A 24762-nucleotide genomic window follows, 5' to 3' on the forward strand; every position below is an offset into this window, starting at 1 on the left:
AAAACGGAGAAAAAAATGGATACTCTTTTAATCGTTGGAATTGTTATCGCGGCGATTGCCGTCATCATCCTGCTCGCCTTCATCGGCAAGTTCTTCAGCCTCTGGCTCCAGGCCTTGTTCTCCAGGGCGAACGTGAGCATCTTCCAGCTCATCGGTATGCGCCTGCGTAAGGTGCCGCCGCAGGTGATTGTCGAAGCCCGCATTTTGAGCTGCAAGGCTGGCCTCCCCGTCGACACGAACCTGCTCGAAGCCCACTACCTTAGCCGCGGTAACGTGCTCCGCGTAATCCAGGCCCTCATTGCCGCCAACAAGGCGAACATCAAGCTCGACTTCAAGGAAGCTGCCGCCATCGACCTCGCCGGCCGTAACGTGCTCGAAGCCGTGCAGATGTCCGTGAACCCGAAGGTCATCACGACCCCGAAGGTTTCCGCCGTGGCCCTCGACGGTATCCAGCTCCATGCCGTGACCCGTATTACCGTGCGCGCCAGCATCCAGAAGTTGGTCGGTGGCGCCGGCGAAGACACCGTGATTGCTCGCGTGGGTGAAGGCATCGTGTCTTCCATTGGTTCTGCCAAGAGCCACAAGGACGTGCTCGAGAACCCGAACATGATTTCCAAGAAGGTGCTCGCCTCCGGCCTCGATGCCGGTACCGCCTTCGAAATTCTCTCCATCGACATCGCCGACGTGGACGTGGGCCAGAACATTGGCGCCATCCTCGAAACCGACCGTGCCGAAGCCGACAAGAAGATTGCCCAGGCCAAGGCCGAAGAGCGCCGCGCCATGGCATACGCCGCCGAACAGGAAATGAAGGCGAAGGTCATGGAAATGAAGGCCAAGCTCGTGGAAGCCGAAGCCCAGATCCCGATGGCCATGGCCACCGCTCTCCGCGACGGCAAGCTCGGTGTGATGGACTACTATAACTTGAAGAACATCGAAGCCGACACGCAGATGCGCAAGGAAATTGGTGCTGGCGGCGAAGCCGCGAAGTAGTTTTGAGTTATGAGTTTTGAGTTATGAGTTGTGAGTTTTGAGTTGTGAGTTTTGAGTTGTGAGGTAATTGTGCAAGATTTTCAGTCTCTTGAAATTTGGAAAAAAAGTCATTCGCTGGTTTTGTCTATTTACAAAATTACAGAGAACAACTTTCCAAAAAGCGAGCAATTCGCCCTAACATCGCAAATAAGAAGATCTGCATCATCAATTCCGACAAACATTGCAGAAGGCTGCGGAAGGCGAACAAGTAAAGATTTTGCACATTTTATCCAAATGGCTATAGGCTCATCATCTGAAGTTGAATATCAACTCATATTAGCAAAAGACCTGAAATATATAAATGAAGAAACTTGGAAATCACTAAGCCAAAACATCACTGAAATTAGAAAAATGATGTGCTCTTTCAAAAATAAACTCACAACACTCCTAACATATAACTGACCACTGATAACTCACAACTGACAACTGACCACTATTATGGAAGGACTACTCATTCTCATCGGCATCTGGGTCCTCGACATCGTCATCAAGAAGGTTGCCGCCAACCGAAAGAAGCAGCAACAGATTCCGCCGACCGTAAACAGGCGTGAAGATATTGAAGACGACCAGGAAAGCGACGAATACAGGACTGAAGAAGCCCCGCATGCGCCGCGTTCCTTGCAGGATTTAATCCGGCAGTTCGAAGAAGCGCAGCGGCAGGCTGCTCAGGGCAACATCGAGCCGCCCGTTCCCCCTGTGGAAAAGCGTCGTGACCCGAACAAACCTATCACGCTGCGCGATGTTGCTGAAGTCGTTATCGGAGTCGATATTGTCAATCTGGAATTCCTGATGGATGAATTCGAGGTCGACGAAAATACGGCCGCCGAAATGCTCATGGCACTGCAGGCCCACCGCATCGTAGGCCACGACATGGGCGAAGGCGACTGCGACGTACTCGTGCACGACATGGACGAACTGGACAATCTCCTAAATCGTGTACATCGGCAAGAAGAACAAGATGCCGAAGCGGAACGCGAGCAGGCTTTGCGCGATGAGCGCGAAGAAGCACGCCGCCTGGAGTTGGAACGCCAGCGCAAGCTGAACGAACTCGAAGGCCGTGCAAAATCTGCCCGAGAAGCCGCCGGCACGGATCTTGCTGCGCTTGCAGCTGCCGAATCCGCAAACGAAGTGCCGCAGCAACGCTCCCCCGCGGTCTCGACGAAAAACATCGCCGACGTGCGCAGGGGTTTCATCTGGGCCAAGGTTCTTGACGAACCGCGTTTCAAGCGCCGTTGGAGCGCACAATACCGCTAATCCACCGAACCCCGTGCCGAGCCTATGCGCAACAAGATCCTGCAAGCATTAATCCAGTCCCCGCACAAACGTGACGATGCGCTGCCCAGCGTCCGCATGCTCATGGCCACGTTCAAGGCGAGTTCCGGAACCGTACAGGCCGTCCTCCGGCAGCTTCAGGATAACGGACAGATTTACTGCATCCGCGGTAAAGGTTGTTTCTGGGGCAGTTCGCCGACGCAGATTCAACTCCCCAAGCCCAGGGAAAGCGCCCTCGCCAAGCTCAACCGCCTTTTCGAAGACGACTGGAAGCACGGGGAATACAAGCCGACCGACCCGCTGCCCCTCTTGAAAGAGATGGCAGAACGCTACCATGCGAGCCTCCCCCTTCTGCGCAAGTTTCTGGCGCAAAAAATGGAGGCCGGCATCCTCCAGCAAAATGGCAGGCGTTATTTTTTCGCTCAAAACCACAGGGATTCCTTCGGGAATTCCGGGAATGGCCTCAGCGAACTCATCTTCGTCACGCGATGCAATAGCTGGGGCGGCTTTACCGCTGAAAGCGAACGTGAACTAGACTTTTTGCGCCTTATCTATAAAACAGCCGGTGCCCGCAAGTACAAGCTCATCCTCCTGGGAATGGACGAGAACAGCGGCGACCTGATTGACCGTAGCGGCCAAGTTGTCCGCCTGCAAGACTACACGCATGCCATCGGAGCGCTGCTGAGCACGTTGCTCATTCAGAAACCCCTCCCCCTCCTTCAACTTTTCGCGGGAGTCAAATTCCCTGTTGCCGTCTGGTGGGAACAGCCAGTGGACAGCATCCCGAAATTTTATCTGAACAAGCCGCACTGGGCATTTTTCAATTCGACCTTCGGTGAACTGCCGGGAATCGAGGTGGGAAAATACCTTGTCAACAACGATGTCAACCATGTCACCTTCTTCTCGCCGTACCACAACAGTTCATGGTCAAAGGACCGCCTGACAGGCCTGCAGAAGGCAGGACTGCAAGTGGACAGCCAGGTGGACGTGGAGTTCGCAAGCCCCTGGGATTACAGGCAAATTGCGCGCGCCTCCGTCGCAAAGCAGTCCGTGGAAGCCTACTCGCGCAGGTTGCTGAAGAAAAAACTCAAGACGCTGATTCCTGCACGGGACGAATGGGCTCCCGACGAATGGTGGGTCTGCGTCAACGACGAGGTTGCGGGACTGTTCATCGAAATGGCCGAAGACGGCGAATGCACGCTGCCCGGCGACAGGAACCAGCCTCACATCATCGCATTCGACAACTCCGCCGAAAGCTACCTGCTGCGCATCCGGAGCTACGACTTCAACACCGACGCGCTCGTGGAACAAATGTTCTACTACTTGGAAAATCCCGAAATCGGGAAAAATAAAATCCACCACATCCTCGGGAACGTGGTGGAGAAGTAAATAGTAAATAGTAGGAAGTAGGAAGTAGACGGTAAGTGGTTGACTGTCTACTGTAGCCTTGAACTTACTTATTCTTATTGACGATCAGGGTTTTGGCCTTGAAGGTCTTCTTGTCAATCCACTTGACCATCAGGGAAACCTTGTTGTCCTTGTCGAGGGCGGCCCAGTACTTCTTGAGCGTGTCTTCGGCGTTGTCGAAGATCGGCATCAGTTTCGGGAAACCGTTGAAGCTGGGAATCGGGCTACCGTCGGTTTCGTAGGTGCTGATGAAGTGGCCGAGACCCGGCAGAGCCTTCTCGAATTCAAACGTCATGCGTTCGCAACCGGCGTCTTCGCAGTTGCCCCTGCTCTTGAGGATGGAGAGCTTGTACACGGCGGGCTGGGCGTTCTTGTAATGGATGCCCGAGATGCGCGGCGTGAAGTTCGGGGCGTCGTCTTCGTACTGGCGCGTAGCGAGGGCGCTTTCGAAAGTACCGCCGAGCTTGATGGCGTTGTAAATGGTGTCGGTCTGGTCGCCGTTCGTGATAATCTGGACGTCGGCGGTGTGGCGGGCCGGGTAGTAGATGATCAAGTGCGGGTCCGTGAGCTTGGACTCGTCGAAGGCCTTCGTCTTCATGAAGCCGGTCTTCGGTTCCATTTCGAAAACGCGGTTACGGCTGTTGACGCTGCGGCCCATGATCCAGTAGACCTGCACGTAGGACTTGCCGTCGGCGCTTTCGCCGAGAACGATGCCACGACCGGGATACGGGTTCTTGGAGAGGGCTTTGAAATTCTGTTTTGCTTCGTCGATGTAGGACATAGTGATTAGTAAATAGTGGTTGGTGGTTGGGGCGCCTTCGGCGCATTGCAGTTACAAAAATAAAAAAAGGAGGACTGGCCTCCTATGTTTTGGGAAAATTTAGTTCGATTCTTCAAGGCAATAAGGCGTGGTTTCGATTGAATCCGCCGGCAAGACCTTATAGACATCACTGTAGTGCATGAAATATTTGATATCGGCTTCTTCGGCAGAAATATCAAACTTGACATCGGCTGGACACCATAAATTTATATCGTCACTTTCTTTTATTTCGTCCCAAACACGCAATGTATCACCGGAACGTTTCGAGTAATAATCGCCGCTAATCCGAAGGAGTGTTGACTGAATCCCCCTGAGAAGCACCTGATACCCCCCTTCTTCGCTCTGGAGCAAGAACGCAGTCTTCACAGTAGTGCAACTTCTGTAAGATCCATCGCAGTTTCCACGGTGGACACAATTTGCCTGGTTTATTATCTTCCTGTCGGCACCCGACGAGGACTCGTCCCCGCAGCAGTCTTCTGTGCAAGCAACAAGCGCAAACGACAGTGCAGCAGCACACACAATCATTCTTTTCATAATTCCACCTCCCTAAGCATTCATACTCAAAAAATAAATTATTACGGTCCTTCCGGAGCTGGGCCAGGGACCACCTCGTACACCGTTTTGCCACTTGATTTAGGACTGAATGCAAAGTACTTGATGTCCGCATCCCTCGCCTCTATATCGAACCAATGGTCGCTCACGCACATGCATTTTGTTGGAATGATTGATTTTACATCGACAGAAAGCGTATCACCAAAACGATTCACATCCAATTTCACATCTGCAAACCCGCAATAATCATCTAACTTCGGGATCATCACCTGGTATTTATCGTTTTCATGATATAGATACGCTTTCGGCAAATCTTCCGAGCCATCTTTTAACAGAATTCTGGAAAGACTTTCGTAGCAGCCCTTGAAGTCCATGTTCACTTCTCGTGCAGCGCCCTGTCCAGAAGCAGCCGGCGAATCATCGCTACCACAAGCCACGAACGGCAAGGGAGCGAAAACCATAACCATGGCGTATGCAAGCATCTTTTTCATATTTCCTCCCTTTAAATATTCTTGGCAACCCGCCCTAATCGTTAATAGGAACGGCGGTCAATTGAATCGGACGAAGATGATTGATAAATGTCGTACGGAAAGACGGTCCAGGTCGAATCATAAACACCTTCGGCAGACGGGGTGAATGTAGTTATTATACAGAAGGTTGTATCGTAAACTCCTTCTTCATAAGGTTTATCCAAAGGCGGAATACGATGACATGACGTATCGGGCGCTTTTTCGGGAGCAGGGCCAGGAACGACCTTGAACCCTCTATTATCGTACTCAAAATATTTGACATCCGCATCTTCTGCCGGAATATTAAAGGTGAAGTACGCATAACATTCCCAAGTTAAGATGGTATCCGTACCATTCAAGACACGCAAAGTATCCCCCACACGTTCTGCATTAAGTTCATGATTAGTGTAAGTTCTCCTACCACTCATATCTGGAATAATAATCTGGTAACCGACTTTTTCGTTATTAGTCAGGTAGGCTAGTTCTCCTCCATTGGTACGATTAAGGCTACAAGGGCCCGAATTGGCAAGCACTTTTTTTAGGGATACCGAATCGTTATCGGAGATGCCAGGTATTTCTTGATTGACCGTATTCAGGTCAATCGCGTTTGAAGTCTTTTCGTCACCGCAGGCCACAAGGGCCAGGGTCAACGGAATCAGAGCCGAGACGACAATGTGTGCAAGTGTCTTTTTCAAGTCAACCCCCTTTACCTTTCCTGGAACGAAACTCAAGAATCGGCCTCATATTATACAATATACGTTATGTTCTTCAAAACGCAAATAAAAAAAAATATACGAAATTAAGAATTTTGAGCAAAAATCACGCTTTTCCAGCAACTCTTGCCCAGCAAGCACAAAATACTATACATTATGTATAATGCAATAAATTTGCCCCCGAAAGGAGAAAATTTTATCAGCTAATTTATTTATAAACGAAACTACCGTTTCGGGTTGTAGTTGTTCATCAAGACCATGGCGACGGCGATGCAGAGCATCACGACGCTGCCGACAACGACTTGCTGGCGGTGGTCGTAATCGCGCTTGACGTACTTGGGGTCTTCTTCGTTGAGTTCCTGGAGTGTCGGTCCTGTATTAATCTTCGTTGAATCTACGCCGCAGATTTCAGCAATCTGCTCATCGCTCATATTCAGCGTGCTTATGTTAAGGCTGTCGCACCTATTTTGGGTGTCGGCAGCGGCTGCGGGAATCGCGAGGAACAGGGCCAGCAAGACCACGAGCAATAAACTGCCCTGGATTGCCACGCCCCTACGGGGCTGTTCCTTTTGAACTTCGTTATTCACGCTAGCCTCTAGCCCCTAGATTCTAATCTCTAAAATTATTCCTTCGCGAGCTTGTCGAGGATCTGGTTCACGAGGCCCGGGTTGGCCTTGCCGCCGGACTTGCGCATGGTCATACCGACCAAGAAGCCCTTCAGCGCAACCTTGCCAGCCTTGAATTCGGCGAACTGGGCAGCGTTCTCGGCACACACGGCGCGGACAACTTCTTCGATGGCGCCGGTGTCGGTCACCTGCACGAGGCCCTTTTCCTTCACGATGGCTTCGGGATCCTTGCCGGTTTCGAACATCTCGGCGAAGACCGTCTTAGCAATCTTACCGTTGATGGTGTTATCGGCAATCAGGTTCACGAGCTTGCAGAGGTCTTCGGGCTTGATCTTGAGGGCAGAAAGACCACCTTCGAGTTCCTTCACCTTGGCGAGGAGTTCGGTAATCACCCAGTTGGCGAGCACCTTGCCGTTCTTGCAGTTCTTGGCGGCGGTGTCGTACCATTCGCTCACGTCGCGGTCTTCGGTCAGCACCATGGCGTCGTATTCGGAAACACCAAAGTCGTCCATGAAGCGCTTGCGGCGGGCATCCGGCAGTTCCGGAAGCGTGCGGCGGATTTCTTCCACGAAGGCCGGGTCGGTCACGAGGCGGACCATGTCCGGTTCCGGGAAGTACTTATAGTCGTGGGCGTCTTCCTTGCTGCGGATGACGATGGTCTTGTCCGCGTTGGGGTCGTAACGCTTGGTGCACTGTTCCACTTCCTTGCCGGCGTCGAGCGTCGAGGCCTGCAAGTTCATTTCGCAGTAGAGAGCCTTTTCGAGGTTCGTAAAGCTGTTCAGGTTCTTGATTTCGGCGCGGATACCGAACGGAGCGTCTTCGCTGGCACGCAGAGAAATGTTGCCGTCGCAGCGCATGTTGCCGTTTTCCATGTTGGCGTTGGAAACGCGCGTGTATTCGAGAGTCTGCTTGATTTTCTTCAAAACGAGCACGGCTTCTTCGGGGCTACGGATATCCGGTTCGGTAACGATTTCGCAGAGCGGGGTGCCGCAACGGTTCGCGTCAAAATGGGAATCGGTCGGGCTCATGTCGTGGATGAGCTTACCGGCGTCTTCTTCCATGTGGATACGGGTAATGCCCACGCGCTTCTTGGTGCCGTCTTCCTTGACGATTTCGAGCCAGCCGTTCTTGCAAATCGGGTGGTCGTACACCGGAAGTCCGCCCGTCTGGGTAATCTGGTAGCCCTTCGGCAGGTCCGGGTAGAAGTAGTTCTTGCGGGTCCACATCGCATTCAGGTCGATTTCGCAGTTCAGGGCAAGGCCCAGGCGAATCGCGTATTCCACCGCCTTCTTGTTCGGAACGGGCATGGCACCCGGCATACCGAGGCAAACAGGGCAAACGTGCTTGTTCGGGGTCGTATTCACTTCGATTTCGCAGCCGCAGAACATCTTCGTCTTAGTTGCGAGCTGGCAATGGATTTCGAGACCGATAACAGGACAATAGTTGGACATAAAAACTCCGTAATTTTACGGGGAAAAGATAAAAAAAAGTAGGAAGTAGGAAGTAGAAAGTAGGAAGGATTTAGGGGTTATTATTGCAATTCCCAAAGAGAAGTCTGTTTGTGATTTGGGATTTTTATTGCTGGCTGCAATTTTCTAAAGCCATGGCACGTTTTTTATCGTATTCAATCAAGGTTTCTGGGCAATGTTTGTTACGGTTAAAACCTCTTCTACACTTGACTCTTTTTAAGGCTATATCGAATTTGCCAAAGACAATGCTATCCATATCCTCTCTACGCATAAGGCTGTCTAAAATACGTCGAATCTCTTTCTTATACGATAAAGAATCAAAACGATTTGCACACGGACAAGTTTCATCGCAAATTTCAAGAACAAATCTAGCGAAAGTCGTACTGTCCATAATGTAGTTCGAGCGTAGAATAAATTCATCACCCGCTGCAAGGCAGGCCCTGCCACACGCATTGACGGGAATGATATTTTCAAAGGGACGGCAGGATTTTTCACATTCGTCTGCAAGAATGCGCACTTTCATATGCACGCGCACATTTTGGTCATCTAGAGAATCGCCTTCTTGATCAAGAATCTTCGCAGCGTAGCATGCGCGATAGCATTCGTCGACAGAATGCAAGGTCTGAATGCGAGGCGGTTCCTCTTTCTCTTCTTTCCCCTCAATTTGCGGATTAAGTTTCTTTATTCGTTCACGTTCCTCGATTTGTTTTAGCGCACGTTCCCGCAAGCGATTTTTCGACTCTTCCGACATTACAAACTTCCCCTTTGGGGGTGCAGATTGTTCTGTCTGCAGCAAATTCTGTGTTTCTTTTTTTTCATCGGAACAGCCAACGGACAGCATGGCAAATAAAGCCACACAAAAAAGAATAATGCGCATAATCCTGTTCATCAAGTTACCCCCAATCATTTTTATATAAAATAGAATTCTATAACTTTGATATTATAGTTTTCAGCTTAGAAATGCAAGTAAATAGTGGTTAGGAATATGCTACACTTCGTCCAACGTCACGACGAGGGCATCGGTTGCGTCACGGAAGTTTGCGCATTCGGTGAGGATGCAGTCGGCGCCGTTCACGAACGCGGTCGCAAGGCGCAGGGACTCCGCCTCGGTAATCTTGTGGTTCGTCTTCTGCGAGGCGGCATAGAGTTCGGCGGCCTTTACAGAAACCTCGGCATCTACCGGGCACACCTTCACGTTCGCAGAATGTTCGAAGAACTCGCGGTACTGCCGGGCAAGCACGCCTTCGTTCGCAGCGAACGCCTTCTGGCTAATCTCGAACAAGGTAACGGACGATACCAGAACTTGCATGTTCTTCTCGTACACCATGTCAAGCACGCCCGACACCGCCGGATAAAAGTCCGGGTGCATCTGCAACAGCCGGACCAGCGGTCCAGAATCAAGGAACAGTATCCGGCTTTGCTCGATGGAATTTATCATTCGTAGATTTCCATGTAAGCGATATCTTCGCGCATACCGGCGCGGACCATCTTGAGGCGTTCGGCCTTCGGGTAGAAATACCAAATCATCCACTCGCCACTCATGTCGGTGCGCTTGGTCTTGATGGCAATGGGCTTTTCACCTTTGTAGTAATCGCGTTTGTGCGGAATCATGTGCTCGAACGGACGATAAGTGTGGACTTCCTCGCCTGCCTGGCGTTCGACAAAACCGTTGCCGTCCTTGCTCCAGGTGATAGTGATAACGCCGTTGTCGTCCTTCACCTTTTCGCAACTGTCAAAGCCGCTACCACACCAGAAGTACTTCTTGAACTTGAACTTCTGCTCGGGCATTTCAAATACTTCGGCTTTGCGGGCATTGCCTTTGTATGTGGGGTACTCGCCTTCGAGTTTGTACTTGCCCACATTGTATTCATAACAACCGCGCTGTGCGACTTTCACCTTGCGGTTATTGACAGCGATGTCGATATTGCAACCTTCCTCGTGGTAGGACAACCGCGCATGCCCGTTGCTCTCTTGGATTTCCAGATTACCCATCTCGATTTCTGAACGTTCAGTCACAGGGCCGTTCTGGATAATCACGTCGAACCGCTTGGGATTGTTCGGAGACTTTCTCAAGAAGACACTGCCAGTGGCAGACGCATATTCGCCACTGAGGTCCTTCGCCTCTTGCAAGAATCGGGCGAGTTCGGCACGTTTCACAAACACCTTTCCGTGTTTGCAATCAATGGGAACAAAGGGCGGCGGGTTCTTGGGATCGCGGGGACGCCAGGAAATATAACGCTTGGTCACATTCTGGATTTTCTTCTTTCCGTTCTTGCCGATAACTTCGCGACGTTCTTTCTCTATACGGACACGTTTGACCGAATCCTTCGGAATAGGCAATTCCGTAATCCAGTCCGACATGGAAAGTGTACCCACAGGTTTACTTTCGTCAACTTCTTTGCCGTTCTTCTTATAGACATTCAAAGTTTCTTGTCCAAAACAACATGCACAACCCAATGTGACCAGAATTGCAAGTAAAATTTTCAAAATTCCGCCTCTTCGAACAAAAAAACACACCATTTTCAAAAAAAAGGTAATATTTTAAACCTACTTGGTAACAATATTTTTATAATTCTAATTGAATTTTACAATTGGAACATTCGTAAAATGCCATCCACAAAAGGAGATTGTGTCATGAAGAAAATTTTCCTAGCATCCTGCATGCTGGCAGCATCCGTGTTTGCCGCACCGCAGGCTGCTGCTAATGCTAATGCTGCACCTGCAGCAGCTCCGGCTGCTGCCGCTCCCGCCGCTGCACCGGCCAAGCCAGCTCCTGCTGCTGCACCTGCAAAGGACGCGAAGGCTGCTCCGGCTGCCGAAGCCGCCAAGCCCGCTGCAGCACCTGCAGCCGCTCCTGCCGCACCGGCCAAGGACGCAAAGGCAGAACCGGCCAAGCCCGCAGCCGCTCCCGCCGCTCCGGCCAAGGACGCGAAGGCAGAACCGGCTAAGCCCGAAGCTGCAAAGCCTGCCGAACAGGCTGCCGCTCCTGCCGCTGCACCGGCTGACACAACAAAGGCCGCTCCCGCCGAAGAAGCAAAGCCGGCAGAAGCTGCCGCAGCTCCCGTAGCCGCACCGGCTGACTCCGCAAAGGCCGAACCCGCAGCCGAAGTCGCTGCAAGCGACACTGCAAAGGCTGCTCCGACCGAAGCCGAAATTGCCGCCAACACCGACGAACAGGGATTCATCTCCGCTCCGGATCAGCAGGATCAGCCCAAGAAGAAAAAACGCCGCAAAAAGAAAAAACTCGTTGAAAACGCCGTCATCTCGACGGACAAGGCCGAATTCGGCATTCTCGCTGACTTCGAATTGAGCGCCGAAAAGGTGTTCTGGAATAGCGAAGACGACACCAACAACGACAACCTCGAAACATGGCAGGGCGAAGCCAACTTCGCTATCCTCGCCGAAGGTGAGAACTTCAAGGGCAAGTTGGCCGTCGCCTTCTACCCGGGTGACCTCAGGGACGAAAACTTCGGTGGCAAGGACGCCAAGCAAGAAGCCCTCCGCAACAACGAAAACGGCACCCTGGACGACTACTTCTCCCTCGACGAAGCTTGGGCCTACCAGAGCACCGACTTGTTCAACTTCAAGGTCGGTCGTTGGGACAACACCGACAAGAACGGTGACTACTTCGGTGGTTACATCGATGGCTACCTGGCTGGATTCCTTTCCACCCAGAAGTCCGAGAACCAGTTGCAGTTCGGCATCTCCCCGACAGACAACATGGACTTCACCCTTGCCTTCATCAGCCAAGCTGTGAACCTGGATAACGGCGACCTCCGTGCTGCCTTCAATTTCCACGGTCTCGAAGGCCTGAGCGAACTGAAGATCCAGCTCGCCTACCGCAGCAACCTCTTCGACAAGGTGTATGACTCCGACTCCAAGGTCAAGCACAACACTTCGTTGAAGGCAAGCCTCCCGCTCGTCAAGAACGCCGTGAGCCTCTTTGCCGAAGCTGCTCTGCTTGACATTTCCAGCGACGACGACATGGTCATCCCGGTGACGGGTGGTTTCCTGTTCCAGACCAAGGTTGTTGACCGCATCATCCTCGAAGCAGAATACATCGGCGACCGTCAGGATCATCCTGAATACTGGGGTATCAAGAATCCGAAGCACATCAAGGACGTGCTCGGTGCCCTCTACCTCGAAAAGGCCTTCACCGACCGCTTCAGCCTGTCCGCTGGTTTCCACAGCTTCGGCTGCACCAAGGACTTCGCCCTTTCCGGCAACCTGATTGGTCGAATCAACTAATCGTTTGAGTATAAACAAACAAGGCTCCCGAGCGGGGGCCTTCTTTTTATTTTACAAATAAAGTGTTTAGCGTTTTAGTGGCAACCGGAATCAGAAACCTTTGCGTTCCAAATCTAGCAGTAGCGCCTGAAGCGATTCCTCGACAGAGGCACGGAAGCTGGTAGAGCCGAGGCTGCAACTTGCGACAACGTCGTTACCGGAAGAGATTCGTATTACATCAAAGCCGTTTTCGGATGAAAAACAGACGGACAAACCTTTATTCAAAGCTTTTTCTAGCAAATCGCGCATAGCGACTCCTTTAATGATGTGGTCGGAATAAACCTAGGTTGGCGAACCAACAAGTTTAAACTAGGCTTTTTTGATTCAAAAAACAAGCAATTATTTTTAATTATCCAAGTTTTCTATGTATTTTAAGCTATCATGCTCGATTTTCACATTCATTTAGCACGGCTCCCCCACCCAAAGCAACTGACGCAATTGCTTTATAGCGGGGATTACGGCTTTATCGCCATCGCTTGCGAGCCGTGGGAATGGGAAAGTACTGCCAACCTGAAAAAAGAATTATCCACAGATAATAAGCCGTTCAAAACGTCTTACGGGATCCACCCCATGATAGCGACCCAGGTTTCCGAAGCCGATTTCGAACAGCTCAAGGGGTACCTGGAGGCAGATGGGGCTGCATCCGTCGGTGAGTGCGGGCTGGACCGACGTTACCCGGGATACGGAGAAAACGGCGTGCAAGAGGCTGTGTTCAAAAGGCAAATTGAACTTGCAAAGGAGTTTGGCAGAGACCTGCAAATCCACTGCGTAGGTGACTACGGCAGAGTTGTCGCATTGCTCAAGGCGGCAAAGTTTTCAGACCCGGCAAATCCGGTGCCAAGGCCAGTGTTCCACCGGTTTGGCGGCGACGCGGGTATTGTGCGGGCGGCCCTCCCGATGGGGGCGATTTTCAGCCTGCATGCGGACAGTTTCAAGAAAAAGTCGACGCTCGCGGCCATTCCCCTGATTCCGGCGGAGAGCATGCGGTTCGAGACCGACGCCGACGAGACGACATTCGCGGGCAACGCTACGGTAGAATACAGCGTGGAACAAGCCGTCCAAACGCTCAAGGAGCGCTGGCTTGCTACGAAATCCCTTTGGGAAAAACTTAGAGTTTAGCGGGAGTCGTCTCGATAGCGGCAAAAGCGCGGAACGCTTCGAGCGTCTTTTCGGCGTAGATATTGGGCGTGCCGTTGCCGAGTTCAATGACAGCTTGCATGGGCGTGCTGCCGAGGATGCGGATGGGGAACGGGCAAAGCGAAGTCATCTCCGAAACGACGCGCAAGTCGGGAGGCGGGAACTCCGCGAATGTCGCAGCGAGCATTCCCTTGCGCTGCACCAAGCCCTGAATGCGCAGGCGCCCTGCCAAAAGCCCGATTTCGGTGACAGCGAGGAGCATCTTCGTAGCGGCGGGCAGTGGGCCGAAGCGGTCCACAAGTTCTTGCGATATACTGTCGACCTCGGCAGTGGAACGGGTGCGCGAGATGCGCTGGTAAAGCGAGATACGCGTAAGCCCATCCTGGATGTAGTCTTCAGGGAGGAAGGCGTCCACGCCCAGTTCCACGCGAGGCTGGATAGGCTTGTCGAGCGGGCTCCCACCGCGAAGGGCCTCGACGGCCTCCTTGACCAAACGGACATACGTTTCGAAACCGACTTCGGCGATAAAGCCGTGCTGCTCCTGGCCCAGAAGGTTGCCGGCTCCGCGGATTTCGAGATCGCGCATGGCGAGCTGGTAACCGCTGCCGAGGTCGGTGAACTGCTCGAGGGCCTTTAGGCGGGTCATAGATTCCTGCGAGATCTCGCCGCGGGCAGGGATGACGAGCAAAGCCTTCGCGAGCACGCTGCTGCGCCCGACGCGGCCGCGCATCTGGTAGAGCTGGCTGATGCCGAAATGGTGCGCATTGACAATGATAATTGTGTTCGCGTTGGGCACGTCGAGGCCGGACTCGATGATGCTCGTGCTCACGAGGACATCGAACTTGCGGCTGAGGAAGGCATCCATCACGCGTTCCAAGTCGTGGTCGTCCATCTGGCCGTGCGCGACGGCGATGCGGGCCTGCGGCACCAGGGCCTCGATTTCTTCGGCCAACGTATAAATCGTCTGCACGCGGTCGTTCACGATGAACACTTGTCCGCCACGGGCCAGTTCATCGAGGATGGCATTTTTGATAACTTCATCGTCGCGCTTTAAAAGGACGGTCTCGACGGGCAGGCGGTTCACGGGAGGCGTGTTGATAAGCGAGATATCGCGGACGCCGGTCATGCTCAGGTGAAGCGAGCGCGGGATCGGGGTGGCGCTCATGCTGAGCGTGTCGACGGCGAGACGCAGCTCGCGGAGCTTTTCCTTCTGCTTCACGCCGAATTTCTGTTCTTCGTCGATGATGAGGAGGCCCAAGTCCTTGAACTCGTTCTTGGCCGAGAGCAGCGCGTGTGTACCGATGACGATGTCGACTTTGCCCTCGCTCACGCGCTTGAGGATTTCCTTCTTTTCCTTGGGGCTCTTGTAGCGGTTGACGAGCGCGATGTTCACGGCAGGGAAAGCGGCAAAGCGGTCGCAGAAATTCTCGTAGTGCTGGGCGGCGAGGATAGTCGTCGGCACGAGGACGGCCACCTGTTTCTTGGCAAGGATGCACTTGAAGGCGGCGCGCATGGCGACTTCCGTCTTGCCGAACCCGACGTCGCCGCAGATGAGGCGGTCCATGGGCTTGCGGGCTTCCATGTCACGCTTGATGTCGTCGGTCGCCTTGACCTGGTCCGGAGTGGGGTCGTACTCGAAGGCGTCCTCGAATTCCTTCTGGAACTTGCCATCGGGCGGGAAGCCGAAACCTTCCACGAGTTCGCGGCGGGCATAAAGGTCCACAAGTTCGCGCGCAATCTGCACGACCTTCTGCTTCATGCGCTTTTTCTTGTTTTCCCAATTCTTGGAACCCAGGCGATCGAGCTTGAGCGGGTTATCTTGCGGGGAGTCGACCTTCTCTATCTTCTGGAGGTCGGCCACGGGGAACTTGAGGCGGTCGCCGCCCTCGTATTCGAGCAGGGCGCAGTCAACAAGGCCTCCGTTCACTTCTACACGGACAAGTCCCAGATAACGGCCGATGCCGTGATCCTCGTGGGCAACAAAATCCCCGCGGTTCAGCGATTCCACCATCAAGGCACCAGAGACGGAGCTTGCTATCTTGCGCTTGCGAGCCTTGTTGGGATGGCGGTTGAAAATTCGCGTTTCGGTCAAGAAGGCGACCTTGTCGTCTTCGAGCCAGAAACCTTCCGAAATGTTGCCGACAAAGTAACCTTCAATGGGAAGGTCCTCGAAATAGTGTTCCAGGCGAGTCAGGCCGCCCTGCGTCGGTGCGACCACGTAGACTCGCCCACCACGGGCGTAAAAATCTTCGATTTCTTTTGCAACGGCGTCGGTTCCGGTCGAGGAAAAGTCCTGCTTTTTGAGGTTCACCTTGAACCAGTTTGACGCATCGGCCTCGACGTTGGTCATATCGAGGCACGGGCGCAGGGCGAAATTCGCAGAAAGTTCGCCCATCTTGAACCAGAACGCATTCGGGGGAGAAATCTCGGCCACGAGGCCACGTGCGCCCTCGTAGGCGGCCTCGTAAGCAAGGTGCATCTTGCTCGCCGTCTCCGAAAGCACGGAAAGTTCCTCGAACACAAGCGCTGCGCGAGGCAAATAATCCAAAAGGCTCGACGTGAGTGGCTGGTAACGGTCCCTACGCCACCAGATGTCGTGTACGGCATCCCCCATCAGGGCCGCTTCGCGTTCCGGAATCGTGAACTCGCCCATCGGGAACAGGTCAACAAACTTTTTCTCTTCTACAGAGCGCTGGCTGAAGATGTCGAAGGAACGGATGGATTCCACCTCGTCGCCAAAAAACTCAATACGGATGGGGTGCGGATACAAAAGGCAGTTCACATCCACGATGCAGCCGCGAATGGAGAACTCGCCCACCCCGCTCACCACGGGCTGTTCGATGAACCCATGATCCAGGAACCACGGCCTGAGCTTGGAGGGTTCAAAAACATCCCCCACCTTTATGCGGAAAACGTTTTCCAGCACAGTTCCCGGCTTCGGGAGTTTCGCAAGCAGGGCATCCAAGGGGCAAACGACAACGAACGGGCGGTCGTTACGGCCGATATCGCGGAAAAACTTGAGGCGTTCTTCGAGCACACCCTCGAACGGAACCTTGGACTCATAAGGCTTGAGCCCAAGTGAAGGGAAAAATCGGACAAATTCCTCGCCCACAAGGCTTTCGAGGTTCTCGACCCAGACCTCGGCGCTCCGGTAGTCCTTCGCGACAACGAGCACGGGCTCTGGGCGCTTCAGGAAACGGCTCGCGACCGCCATGGCAAGCATGGGGACGCTCGCTCCGCACACATGCAGCGAACCGGAATCCACGCCATCGAAAAGCGCAATGGACCCGCTAGCCGACTCCTGAAGAAATTCCGATAAAGTTTCCATAAAAGACCAAACTAAAAACCGGCCCCGAGACTTCGGAGCCGGTTTTCTGAGCTATGAAGGGCTCGAACCTTCGACCCACGCCTTAAAAGGGCGTTGCTCTACCAACTGAGCTAATAGCCCGAGCGAACCAAATATACTAAAAAACGCCTATTTTGTAAAGGCAAAAGGCAAAAAAATGCATTTTAAGCACTTTAGCTTTTATGGATTTTTCTAAATTTGAGGCATGAACCTGTTGAAAAGAGTTTCGTTTTGCGCCGCACTCGTGTCTATTGCACCGGCCTTGTGCCATGCCTTTTTTTCACAAGACAATTCCGGCGAAGAAGCGTTCTCTTTCGTAAGCACGTTCGACAGCCCGCGTAACGCCGCTCTGGAACACTCCGCCGGAGCCATGCCCAGCACGGACCCCACCGTTTCGCAGATGAACTTGGCCGCCCTCCGCATGCAAGAAGGCAAAAACCACGTCGTAGAAGCCCACTGGCAAACCGGGGACTTCGCCGAAAACCAAGGTTCCCTGTTCTACACGACAAAGTACAAGGATTACGCCATCCAGATATCCTATAACTGGTACGATGTCGGTGAAATCCAGGGTGTAGACGAATTGGGCGAATATACAAACAAAAATTACAACCCCTTCGGCCACCTGTTCACGGCTGGGCTCGCCTTCCCGATGAAGCACATCCAGTTCGGTGCTGGCATCAAGGTGGTCGCCGAAAAACTCGCCGAAGAACGAAACACCGACAGGACCGCTATCGGCGCCGCATTCGACTGGGGTATTGCCTGGCAGAACAACAGCAACAGCATCGGCCTTTCAGTTGCAGGTAAGGATTTCGGAGCCATGTTGCGCGACTACTCTGACGACGGCGTAGAAGACTATTACGCCATGAGCCAGACCTTCACGGCATCGGCATTTTTCAAGCCCAAGAGCATCCGTCGCCTCACCATGTACACGGCAACGGAGTTCCCGCGCTTTACGCCTCCAATTCTCGACATCGGTGCCGAATACGCCCTGGGCAAAAGTTTCACCATTCGCGGAGGCTGGACACGCAGCTGGCTTGACCTCGTTCGCGATATCAAGGAGTTGGCCGCATCCAACAGCCGCCCCGACGAAGCCAACACGGCAAGGCTGTTCAGCCTGGGTCTGGGATACAGTTCCAACCTGTTCGCTCTTGACTACGCATTCTCCTATTTGGCCGAAGGCCTCGGAATGGAACACCGCATAGGCCTCCGGCTGGGGTTCTAGGAATTTCCTCATGCTCCGCCAATTCGACGTCATTGTCGTGAGCAAGCGCTTCGCAGACGGGGCAAAACCAACACCGCCATTTACCGATCCCTCCCTCGGCTGGTTCTTTGTAGACGACATAAACAAAGGCTTCGAAGCAAGCGAAGCCGAATGGATTGTCGTGGCAAGCGAACAAGTCAAGATAACGCGCGAATTCTTGAACAACCTTGCAGAATGCAATGCCTCGTTCCCCATGGTCGACGCTCTCGCCCCAAGAATCCATTGTCTGAAAGACAATACATTCCATTCGGGGTTCAGGCTTGACCCCCACAACGGCATGTGCATGCTTGATGAAAATGCAAAAATGCGATTCGTCGCAGCACCGCACCCGCTTATTGGCGCATATTCCAGGCGCATCGTCCAGCGGACCGGCAAAGTTGATGCAAGCCTTTCTTACAGGGCTCAGGTCGTAGATTTCACCTTACGAATGCTCCATGCCGGTGGAAAAATGTTCTCCGTGCCATATCTCGTAGCAAACACATCTGAAGCTGTTGACGACACACTTTTCGACAATTCCAAATCCCTTGACGAATTCACATTCGCAATGTTCAAATCACTTGGATTATGGACAAATCGGAAATTCCTAATGCGACATGCAGGCACATTATACGGGCTTTGGAAACGGAGAAAAGAACTCGAGGAAAAGCGAGATAAGGCTATACTCCTCAGCAAACTGGACAAGAAATTCCTTGAAGAATTGGGCTAACCACGTTCTTTATGGGCAAATTCTGCCAAAGAACCCGACAACGCGCGATGAGAAACTTTCCATAGAGCAACGAGAAAGCAGTTCCTGGGCAGCGACCTCATCAACGACATTTTCGCCCGCAAGGACCCGGTCTAAAACCGCCGCATAAGCAGGCGCATCATCGGGGATTTCCACAAGCGGGCAGACGCCTTCCAAATTTTCCCTAACCGCCGAAGCCTTTGCACATACAGCGGGTGTACCACAGGCAATCGATTCTATAGGCGGGAGTCCGAAACCTTCCAAGAAACTCGGATACACCATGAGATCCGCATGGCGATAGAATTCCACAAGTTCGCGGGCATCGAATTCCTTGAAATGGAACACGTTGTAAAGTTTTTTCTCATTCACAATCGCTTTCAGACGTTCCGAGAATTTCCCTACGCGCACAAAAGCGACATCAGGGCGTAGCCTCGCCATCTCGAAATATGTATCGATATTCTTGCGCGGTTCATCGAGACTCACGTTCAAGCACATCCCATAAAAATTCCGCATGCCGCGCTTGCGGCGGAACTGCGCCTTGGCCTCTGCAGTCACTGGCGTTTCAGGCTTCTTAAACAGTTCGGAATCTATCGGGCAACCGATAATCTCGCCCGGCTTTTCCGACATGAGTGGGCCAAAAAACTTTGCAGCCTCGCTGCGAGTCCATTGGGAATTATAAACAAAAGAATCCGCTTGGACTGTTGGGCGAATATAGAACAAATTTAGCAGGCGGAACTTAATGCTATGCGGGTAAAGCGTCTCGGCAAAAGTATCGTGTACGAACATCACTGTTTTTGCCGAAGGGCTTTCCTTTTTTGCAACAGGCACTAGGAAACCCAGTTCAGGGCGAATAAAGAAAATCATATCCGGCTTAAGGCTGCGCAGCAATTTCTGGAGAGGGCTCCGAAACGAAAAGAAACCTGAATAAAGCGATTTCGCCCAAATCTCGTGCGAGGTAAAGCCACGGGCATCAGCGACCGGAGCATCGGCACCTTTTTCGTCCGAGAAAAACTTAGGAGTCTTGAGCCAAAGCACATGTACATCAAAATGGTCTCGCACAGCCGAAACCAAATTAACGGTCAAGCGACCGAAACTCGTTCGCTCGTTCTTGTCGCAGACAAAAAGGACCTTTTTTTTATTCACCATCATCTAGAATATAGCAACTTTCTATATTACGATTAATGTCTTCCATCTGCAAGAAATCCATTAGCTTCTACAGCGATGCACCCGAATGGGGTGGGCAAGAAATCCTTTCGGCAAGGATTGCCGCCATCGTTGCAGAGACATGCGATGTCACATTTTTTTATTCATGTGATAAATTTGCAGAATTCCTGCCTGCAAGTGTAAAGCAAGTCAAGCTTCCTTATCATGCAGAAACTCCCTTCCCTATTTTCCGTGACCGCTTCAAAGGGAAGACTCAGAAAGCAAAAGAATTATTCCAGAAAGAGAACACTCGCAATTTGGTTCTCTGCCCGGGCAATATTGAGCGGTGCCTGCCAGGGCTCTGGGCTGCAAATAAACTCGGAATCCCGATTGTATCTTATTTACCCCTCGCCTTTTCGCAAAACGAAACACATGCCAACCTAGGCAAGCTACGCGACTTTCTCGCCAAGGGGATTTATAAAAAAGTCGATCACTGGATTGTAAACTCGCCCTACCAAAAGCGCCTCATCGCACGATTCGTCGATAAAAACATTGAGACATTGCTGAACCCGCTCGCTTGGGACATCTTGGCTCCAGCCAAGAAACCGCAATTGCCTCTGAACATTGCAATTCTCGGGCGTATTTTCTTTGAACAAAAAGGGCACGACATCCTGCCAGACATCGCTCTTTTGCTCAAAAGAAAAAACATTGATGTCCATTTCATGATTGTCGGCGAAGGCCCCCATGAAAACATCCTTCGGAAGAAAATAAAAGAAAAAGCGGTCGAAGATCTTGTCGAATTCACAGGCTGGATGCCGTCAGAAAAAATACAGGAATTACTCCTGAACAACATAGACCTTCTCTTGATTCCATCGCATTTCGAAAGCGGGCCCATCGTCCTTTTCGAAGCTCTACAATGTGGATGCCCCGTACTGGTTGCCGATGCCGAATACACAGATGACTACGTCCTACCCCCATGGATGCTCTTCAAAGAAGGCTCAGCCGATGATGCAGCCGAAAAAATTTCGCGTTACGCTGAAAATTGGAACGAGCAACAATTCTTAGATTTAAGGGAAAAACTTTTCCACGATCGGACTGATGACGATTTCAAGAAAAACGTCATTCAGATTTTTGACAAGTTAATTACCGAGGGAATCCTGAAATGAGCCACATCTGTATAGTCCTTGCGACCTACAACGGCGAGCGATTCCTGAAGGAGATGCTCCAGTCTCTTGAGATCCAGACACGTCCAGCCGACAAGATAATTGCCATTGACGACGCCTCGCAGGATTCCAGCATTAAAATTCTAGAATCGTTCAAAGATACGCTCCCGCTCGAAATATTCAAGCAGGCAAAGAATGGCGGGCACTGCAAGGCATTCGCTACCGGACTCGAGTACGCAAGGCAGTTCACACAACCCGGCGACCTGATTGCACTCGCCGATCAAGACGACGTCTGGAAAAAAGACAAACTGGAAAAACTGGAAAAAGAAATAGGTGAATACCCTCTTATTTTTGGGGACGCAGAAATCATCGACAAAGACGGGAAAATCATCCACGACTCATGGCGCAAACAAGCTCTCATCCAGAAATCAATTCCGCTCAAAGCACAAATTGCGGGAATAAACAACGTAACAGGTTGCCTTTCTCTTTTCAAGGTTGAACTTCTCGACAAAATTCTCCCAATCCCAGAAGGCGTTACCGTTCACGATTGCTGGATTGCGATGATAGCCGAAAGGAATGGCGGCATCAAGGCGATTGACGATGCCGTGGTACAATACCGCCTGCACGATTCAAATGCCGTTGGCGGAAGGCCTGCACCTGCCATGAGCAAGACTCTTGCAATCCAGGAACGCTGGCTACAGATGATTCTTGCAAACACAGAACGGCTCGCCCTCACACCCGATGAAATTCACTTCACGAAGCATCTATTGACTCTGACGCAGAAACGCTTACATAAAAACTTCTTACCTAGCGAAATACCTTGGATTTTTGCCAATAAAAACGTACTTTTCAATAAGGTTAAAACGTTCGCTTTAATCAAGAAAATCTTCTTCACTGCGATCGGGCTTCCGCTCGCAAAAAGAATCTGGAAAAAATCATGAGCAGAACTGCCATCGTCATTGTCACATATAACGGCTGGCCGATAACGCAAAACTGCCTCTCGGACCTGGCCTCTCTCCCGCAAGACGACTTTGTCATTGCCGTGGCCGACAATGCGAGCACCGACGGAACTGTAGAAAACATTCGCGAGCAATTTCCGCACGTAAGAGTCTACCCCCAAACAGAAAACCTCGGGTTCGGACGAGCAAACAACGCTGCAGTCCAGGGGCTCAAGGATGACGGCATAAAGTTCGATGTCCTCTGCCTCTTGAACAACGACACACGCCTTGATAGCGCTGTAATTGTCGAGTTGCGCAAATCCCTGACCGAAGCACAAATTCGTTTCGGCGATGTTATCGTCGTTCCTACCGTACGGAACAGCGACGGGACTCCACAGCACAACTATTTCGCCAAAATCAACCCACTGCAATTCTTATTGAACGCATTCCGGATGGAATCCGCTGCATCACGCCACCTGGAAGGCACGCCCCAATTGTGCGGCGACACAACTTTCTACAAGACCTATTGGGCAAGCGCCGTTTGCTGGATGATGCCCGCGAACCTTTACGGAATGCTGGGCGGCTTTGACGAAAAAATATTCATGTATTACGAAGATTGGGACCTCGCCCAACGTGCAATCCAGATTGGCTACCATTTTTATATTCAGAGCAAATGCAGCATTATCCACCTGGGCGGCGGGTCGGCCAAGAGCAATCTCAGCCGAGCTCTACAGCACGACAGATCCCAGCAATACGTGTTCGGCAAACACATGGGGCAAAAAGGCATCCTGCTATCCAGAGTTTTCCGTTCCTGCCGCAGTTTCGTCCGGCTCCTCCCCACCTGCATTTTCGCCCTGTTCAACAAGAAATTTGCGGAATACGCCAAGAACCATCTGACTTTGCTCAAGGAAGCCCTATGTGCCCACTAAAACGCCCCTCGTTTAAGACTCTCTCTACCACCTTGGCGATTTCAATCACGCTAGCTACGCAGGCGCTTGCCTACCAAGGCTTCGAAGATTCTACGGCATTCACCCTCGCAGACACTTCTCGGGGCGCCCTGGTGAACATCCACGCGCAGTTGTTCGATTCCGCCACCGTCACGAACCTCTCGAACGCCCCGACACATTACGACAACTCCGCATCGGTTCGCTTGTTCCTCGACGGCAAATTCACCGACGCTTTTAATTTTGAAGCCTTTGTCAAAGTGAACACGGACCACACCAACAGGGAAATCGCGGACCATTTTTACAACCCCAACGAAGGTCTCCCCTACAACAAGCAAAGCGAGAACAGACGCACATGGGACCAGTTTGCCGCCAATATATCTTACAAGCTCAAGCCCATCACCCTGCTTGCCGGATTTGACTTTTTAGAATTTGGGCCCGCACGATACAACCATGTCATCTTGCGCGGAGACAAGAGCATCAACCGCCCATGGCAAGATTCGACAAGCCGTATCTGGGTGCCAGCCCCTACGCCGTATTTTGGCTACCGTTTGGAACTCGGGCCCATAGAATACACGCAATACGCCGCCAAATTGTTCGAAAAGAAGAACAAAGGCAAATACATGCATGCCCACCGGCTTGACCTACACCTGCCCAAAAACATCACGCTCGGCCTTTCTGAGACGGCCTTGTACGGTTCCACAACAGAACCGGCGCACACCAACCCCAACGCCGATGCCGACAGCACCGACCGCGACTTTGAATGGACATACGTCCTTCCGTTCATGCTCTACAATTTCCAGGAACACATTTTGGGCGACCAGGACAATATATCGCTCGCCTTCGATTTAAGCGTGAAAACTATCCCTAACTGGGAACTTTATGCGGAACTCCTCTGGGACGACATGAAAACCCCGACATCCATGTTTGACGATTCCTGGTGGGGCAACAAGTGGGCGACAACAATCGGTCTCGCTCGCGACAACCTGAAAGTTGGCCCCGTGACACTGGACTGGTTTGCTGAATATACTCGAATTGAACCTTGGGTGTACACACACCACAAAGGCGGCGGTTACACGTATGCGAATTATGCGCAAAGCCTAGGCAGCGACCTTGGCCCCAACGCCCAAGAAATCCACAGCGAACTGAGCGCCACATGGAAGTTTATCAAGGGAACTCTTATCGCAGGAACTGTCGCCAAGGATACCGCCTTCGGCGGAAACATCACGGATATCCATGGGCCCGAAGACCGTACCGACAAGAAATTCCTCAACGACAATTCCACCCTCCGATACAACGAACTCGGCGGGGCCATCGGCATCTCCCCGTGGTATTGGGCAACGCTCAGGACATCGTACACACGCTATTTTGGCGACTACGAAGGTTACCGGGCAACGCTGTCCGGCTCGATACAGTTCTAAG

24 protein-coding genes and 1 tRNA gene are annotated in these 24762 nt (G+C 52.1%); 12 read left to right on the forward strand and 13 right to left on the reverse strand.

Features of this window, described 5'->3' with window-relative positions; all coding sequences use genetic code 11:
* Positions 1-15 precede the first annotated feature (15 nt).
* The 4 genes from floA (at position 16) to Q0Y46_RS03985 (ending at position 3690) form a co-directional block, all read left to right on the forward strand.
* Positions 16-990, forward strand: coding sequence for a flotillin-like protein FloA (gene floA, locus Q0Y46_RS03970; protein ID WP_295678227.1), 975 nt, complete (start codon positions 16-18; stop codon positions 988-990).
* A 69-nt stretch (positions 991-1059) separates the two neighbouring features.
* On the forward strand, positions 1060-1431 hold the full coding sequence (locus tag Q0Y46_RS03975) for a four helix bundle protein (protein ID WP_295678225.1): 372 nt from the start codon (positions 1060-1062) through the stop codon (positions 1429-1431).
* A 36-nt stretch (positions 1432-1467) separates the two neighbouring features.
* On the forward strand, positions 1468-2283 hold the full coding sequence (locus tag Q0Y46_RS03980) for a hypothetical protein (protein WP_297945177.1): 816 nt from the start codon (positions 1468-1470) through the stop codon (positions 2281-2283).
* Positions 2284-2307: 24 nt separating this feature from the next.
* Entirely contained in the window at positions 2308-3690 is a 1383-nt protein-coding gene (locus Q0Y46_RS03985) for a GntR family transcriptional regulator (protein WP_297945180.1), read from the forward strand.
* A gap of 64 nt (positions 3691-3754) precedes the next feature.
* Here Q0Y46_RS03985 and Q0Y46_RS03990 read toward each other — a convergent pair whose 3' ends face one another.
* The 9 genes from Q0Y46_RS03990 to Q0Y46_RS04030 all read right to left on the reverse strand — a co-directional run bounded on the left by Q0Y46_RS03990 (position 3755) and on the right by Q0Y46_RS04030 (position 10884).
* Positions 3755-4489: an IMP cyclohydrolase gene (locus Q0Y46_RS03990; RefSeq protein WP_297945183.1), complete on the reverse strand. Its 735-nt coding sequence runs from the start codon at positions 4487-4489 to the stop codon at positions 3755-3757.
* 99 nt (positions 4490-4588) lie between these two features.
* Entirely contained in the window at positions 4589-5062 is a 474-nt protein-coding gene (locus tag Q0Y46_RS03995; RefSeq protein ID WP_295678218.1) for a hypothetical protein, read from the reverse strand.
* A 41-nt stretch (positions 5063-5103) separates the two neighbouring features.
* A complete protein-coding gene (locus Q0Y46_RS04000; RefSeq protein WP_297945188.1) occupies positions 5104-5562 on the reverse strand; it encodes a hypothetical protein in 459 nt (152 codons plus the stop codon).
* 50 nt (positions 5563-5612) lie between these two features.
* Complete coding sequence (locus Q0Y46_RS04005) at positions 5613-6284, reverse strand: hypothetical protein (RefSeq protein ID WP_297945191.1); 672 nt, start codon at positions 6282-6284, stop codon at positions 5613-5615.
* 242 nt (positions 6285-6526) lie between these two features.
* Positions 6527-6889 (reverse strand): hypothetical protein, encoded by a 363-nt coding sequence (locus tag Q0Y46_RS04010; protein ID WP_295678213.1) that lies wholly within the window; start codon positions 6887-6889, stop codon positions 6527-6529.
* A gap of 35 nt (positions 6890-6924) precedes the next feature.
* Positions 6925-8379, reverse strand: a complete 1455-nt coding sequence (gene gatB, locus Q0Y46_RS04015) for an Asp-tRNA(Asn)/Glu-tRNA(Gln) amidotransferase subunit GatB (protein WP_088628381.1) — start codon at positions 8377-8379, stop codon at positions 6925-6927.
* 124 nt (positions 8380-8503) lie between these two features.
* On the reverse strand, positions 8504-9286 hold the full coding sequence (locus Q0Y46_RS04020; protein WP_297945195.1) for a hypothetical protein: 783 nt from the start codon (positions 9284-9286) through the stop codon (positions 8504-8506).
* Between the two features lie 99 nt (positions 9287-9385).
* Positions 9386-9835, reverse strand: a complete 450-nt coding sequence (locus tag Q0Y46_RS04025) for a hypothetical protein (RefSeq protein WP_297945198.1) — start codon at positions 9833-9835, stop codon at positions 9386-9388.
* A complete protein-coding gene (locus tag Q0Y46_RS04030; RefSeq protein WP_295678205.1) occupies positions 9832-10884 on the reverse strand; it encodes a hypothetical protein in 1053 nt (350 codons plus the stop codon). The genes Q0Y46_RS04025 and Q0Y46_RS04030 overlap by 4 nt, the downstream gene beginning before the upstream one ends.
* Before the next feature lie 147 nt (positions 10885-11031).
* On the opposite strand from Q0Y46_RS04030, the gene Q0Y46_RS04035 reads away from it, so the two are divergent.
* Entirely contained in the window at positions 11032-12645 is a 1614-nt protein-coding gene (locus tag Q0Y46_RS04035) for a hypothetical protein (protein ID WP_297945201.1), read from the forward strand.
* A gap of 90 nt (positions 12646-12735) precedes the next feature.
* Here the strand turns inward: Q0Y46_RS04035 and Q0Y46_RS04040 are convergent, their stop codons facing one another.
* On the reverse strand, positions 12736-12933 hold the full coding sequence (locus Q0Y46_RS04040; protein ID WP_295678203.1) for a hypothetical protein: 198 nt from the start codon (positions 12931-12933) through the stop codon (positions 12736-12738).
* 132 nt (positions 12934-13065) lie between these two features.
* Here Q0Y46_RS04040 and Q0Y46_RS04045 point away from each other — a divergent pair, with 132 nt between their 5' ends.
* A complete protein-coding gene (locus Q0Y46_RS04045; RefSeq protein WP_297945204.1) occupies positions 13066-13803 on the forward strand; it encodes a TatD family hydrolase in 738 nt (245 codons plus the stop codon).
* Here Q0Y46_RS04045 and mfd read toward each other — a convergent pair.
* Together mfd and Q0Y46_RS04055 are read right to left on the reverse strand one after the other, a co-directional pair.
* Positions 13793-17149: a transcription-repair coupling factor gene (mfd, locus tag Q0Y46_RS04050; RefSeq protein WP_297945207.1), complete on the reverse strand. Its 3357-nt coding sequence runs from the start codon at positions 17147-17149 to the stop codon at positions 13793-13795. The two genes, Q0Y46_RS04045 and mfd, sit on opposite strands and share 11 nt — an antisense overlap.
* Before the next feature lie 47 nt (positions 17150-17196).
* Positions 17197-17269: transfer RNA gene (locus Q0Y46_RS04055), tRNA-Lys, on the reverse strand.
* 103 nt (positions 17270-17372) lie between these two features.
* On the opposite strand from Q0Y46_RS04055, the gene Q0Y46_RS04060 reads away from it, so the two are divergent.
* On the forward strand, positions 17373-18389 hold the full coding sequence (locus Q0Y46_RS04060; RefSeq protein ID WP_295678197.1) for a hypothetical protein: 1017 nt from the start codon (positions 17373-17375) through the stop codon (positions 18387-18389).
* A gap of 10 nt (positions 18390-18399) precedes the next feature.
* Entirely contained in the window at positions 18400-19134 is a 735-nt protein-coding gene (locus Q0Y46_RS04065) for a hypothetical protein (RefSeq protein ID WP_297945212.1), read from the forward strand.
* A gap of 9 nt (positions 19135-19143) precedes the next feature.
* Here the strand turns inward: Q0Y46_RS04065 and Q0Y46_RS04070 are convergent, their stop codons facing one another.
* Positions 19144-20298 carry a glycosyltransferase gene (locus Q0Y46_RS04070; RefSeq protein ID WP_297945215.1) on the reverse strand — a complete coding sequence of 385 codons (1155 nt, stop codon included), beginning with the start codon at positions 20296-20298 and terminating at the stop codon, positions 19144-19146.
* A 35-nt stretch (positions 20299-20333) separates the two neighbouring features.
* Between Q0Y46_RS04070 and Q0Y46_RS04075 the strand changes: the two genes are divergently transcribed.
* The 4 genes from Q0Y46_RS04075 to Q0Y46_RS04090 are packed head-to-tail and all read left to right on the forward strand — an operon-like array spanning position 20334 to position 24761.
* Positions 20334-21461 (forward strand): glycosyltransferase, encoded by a 1128-nt coding sequence (locus Q0Y46_RS04075; RefSeq protein WP_297945218.1) that lies wholly within the window; start codon positions 20334-20336, stop codon positions 21459-21461.
* Entirely contained in the window at positions 21458-22399 is a 942-nt protein-coding gene (locus Q0Y46_RS04080; protein WP_297945221.1) for a glycosyltransferase, read from the forward strand. Before Q0Y46_RS04075 ends, Q0Y46_RS04080 begins: the two co-directional genes overlap by 4 nt.
* Positions 22396-23325, forward strand: a complete 930-nt coding sequence (locus Q0Y46_RS04085; protein WP_297945224.1) for a glycosyltransferase family 2 protein — start codon at positions 22396-22398, stop codon at positions 23323-23325. The genes Q0Y46_RS04080 and Q0Y46_RS04085 overlap by 4 nt, the downstream gene beginning before the upstream one ends.
* Positions 23313-24761, forward strand: coding sequence for a capsule assembly Wzi family protein (locus tag Q0Y46_RS04090; protein ID WP_297945228.1), 1449 nt, complete (start codon positions 23313-23315; stop codon positions 24759-24761). Before Q0Y46_RS04085 ends, Q0Y46_RS04090 begins: the two co-directional genes overlap by 13 nt.
* Position 24762: the final 1 nt, after the last annotated feature.

This window comes from uncultured Fibrobacter sp. (genome assembly GCF_947305105.1).
In the GTDB taxonomy this organism is placed as follows: domain Bacteria; phylum Fibrobacterota; class Fibrobacteria; order Fibrobacterales; family Fibrobacteraceae; genus Fibrobacter.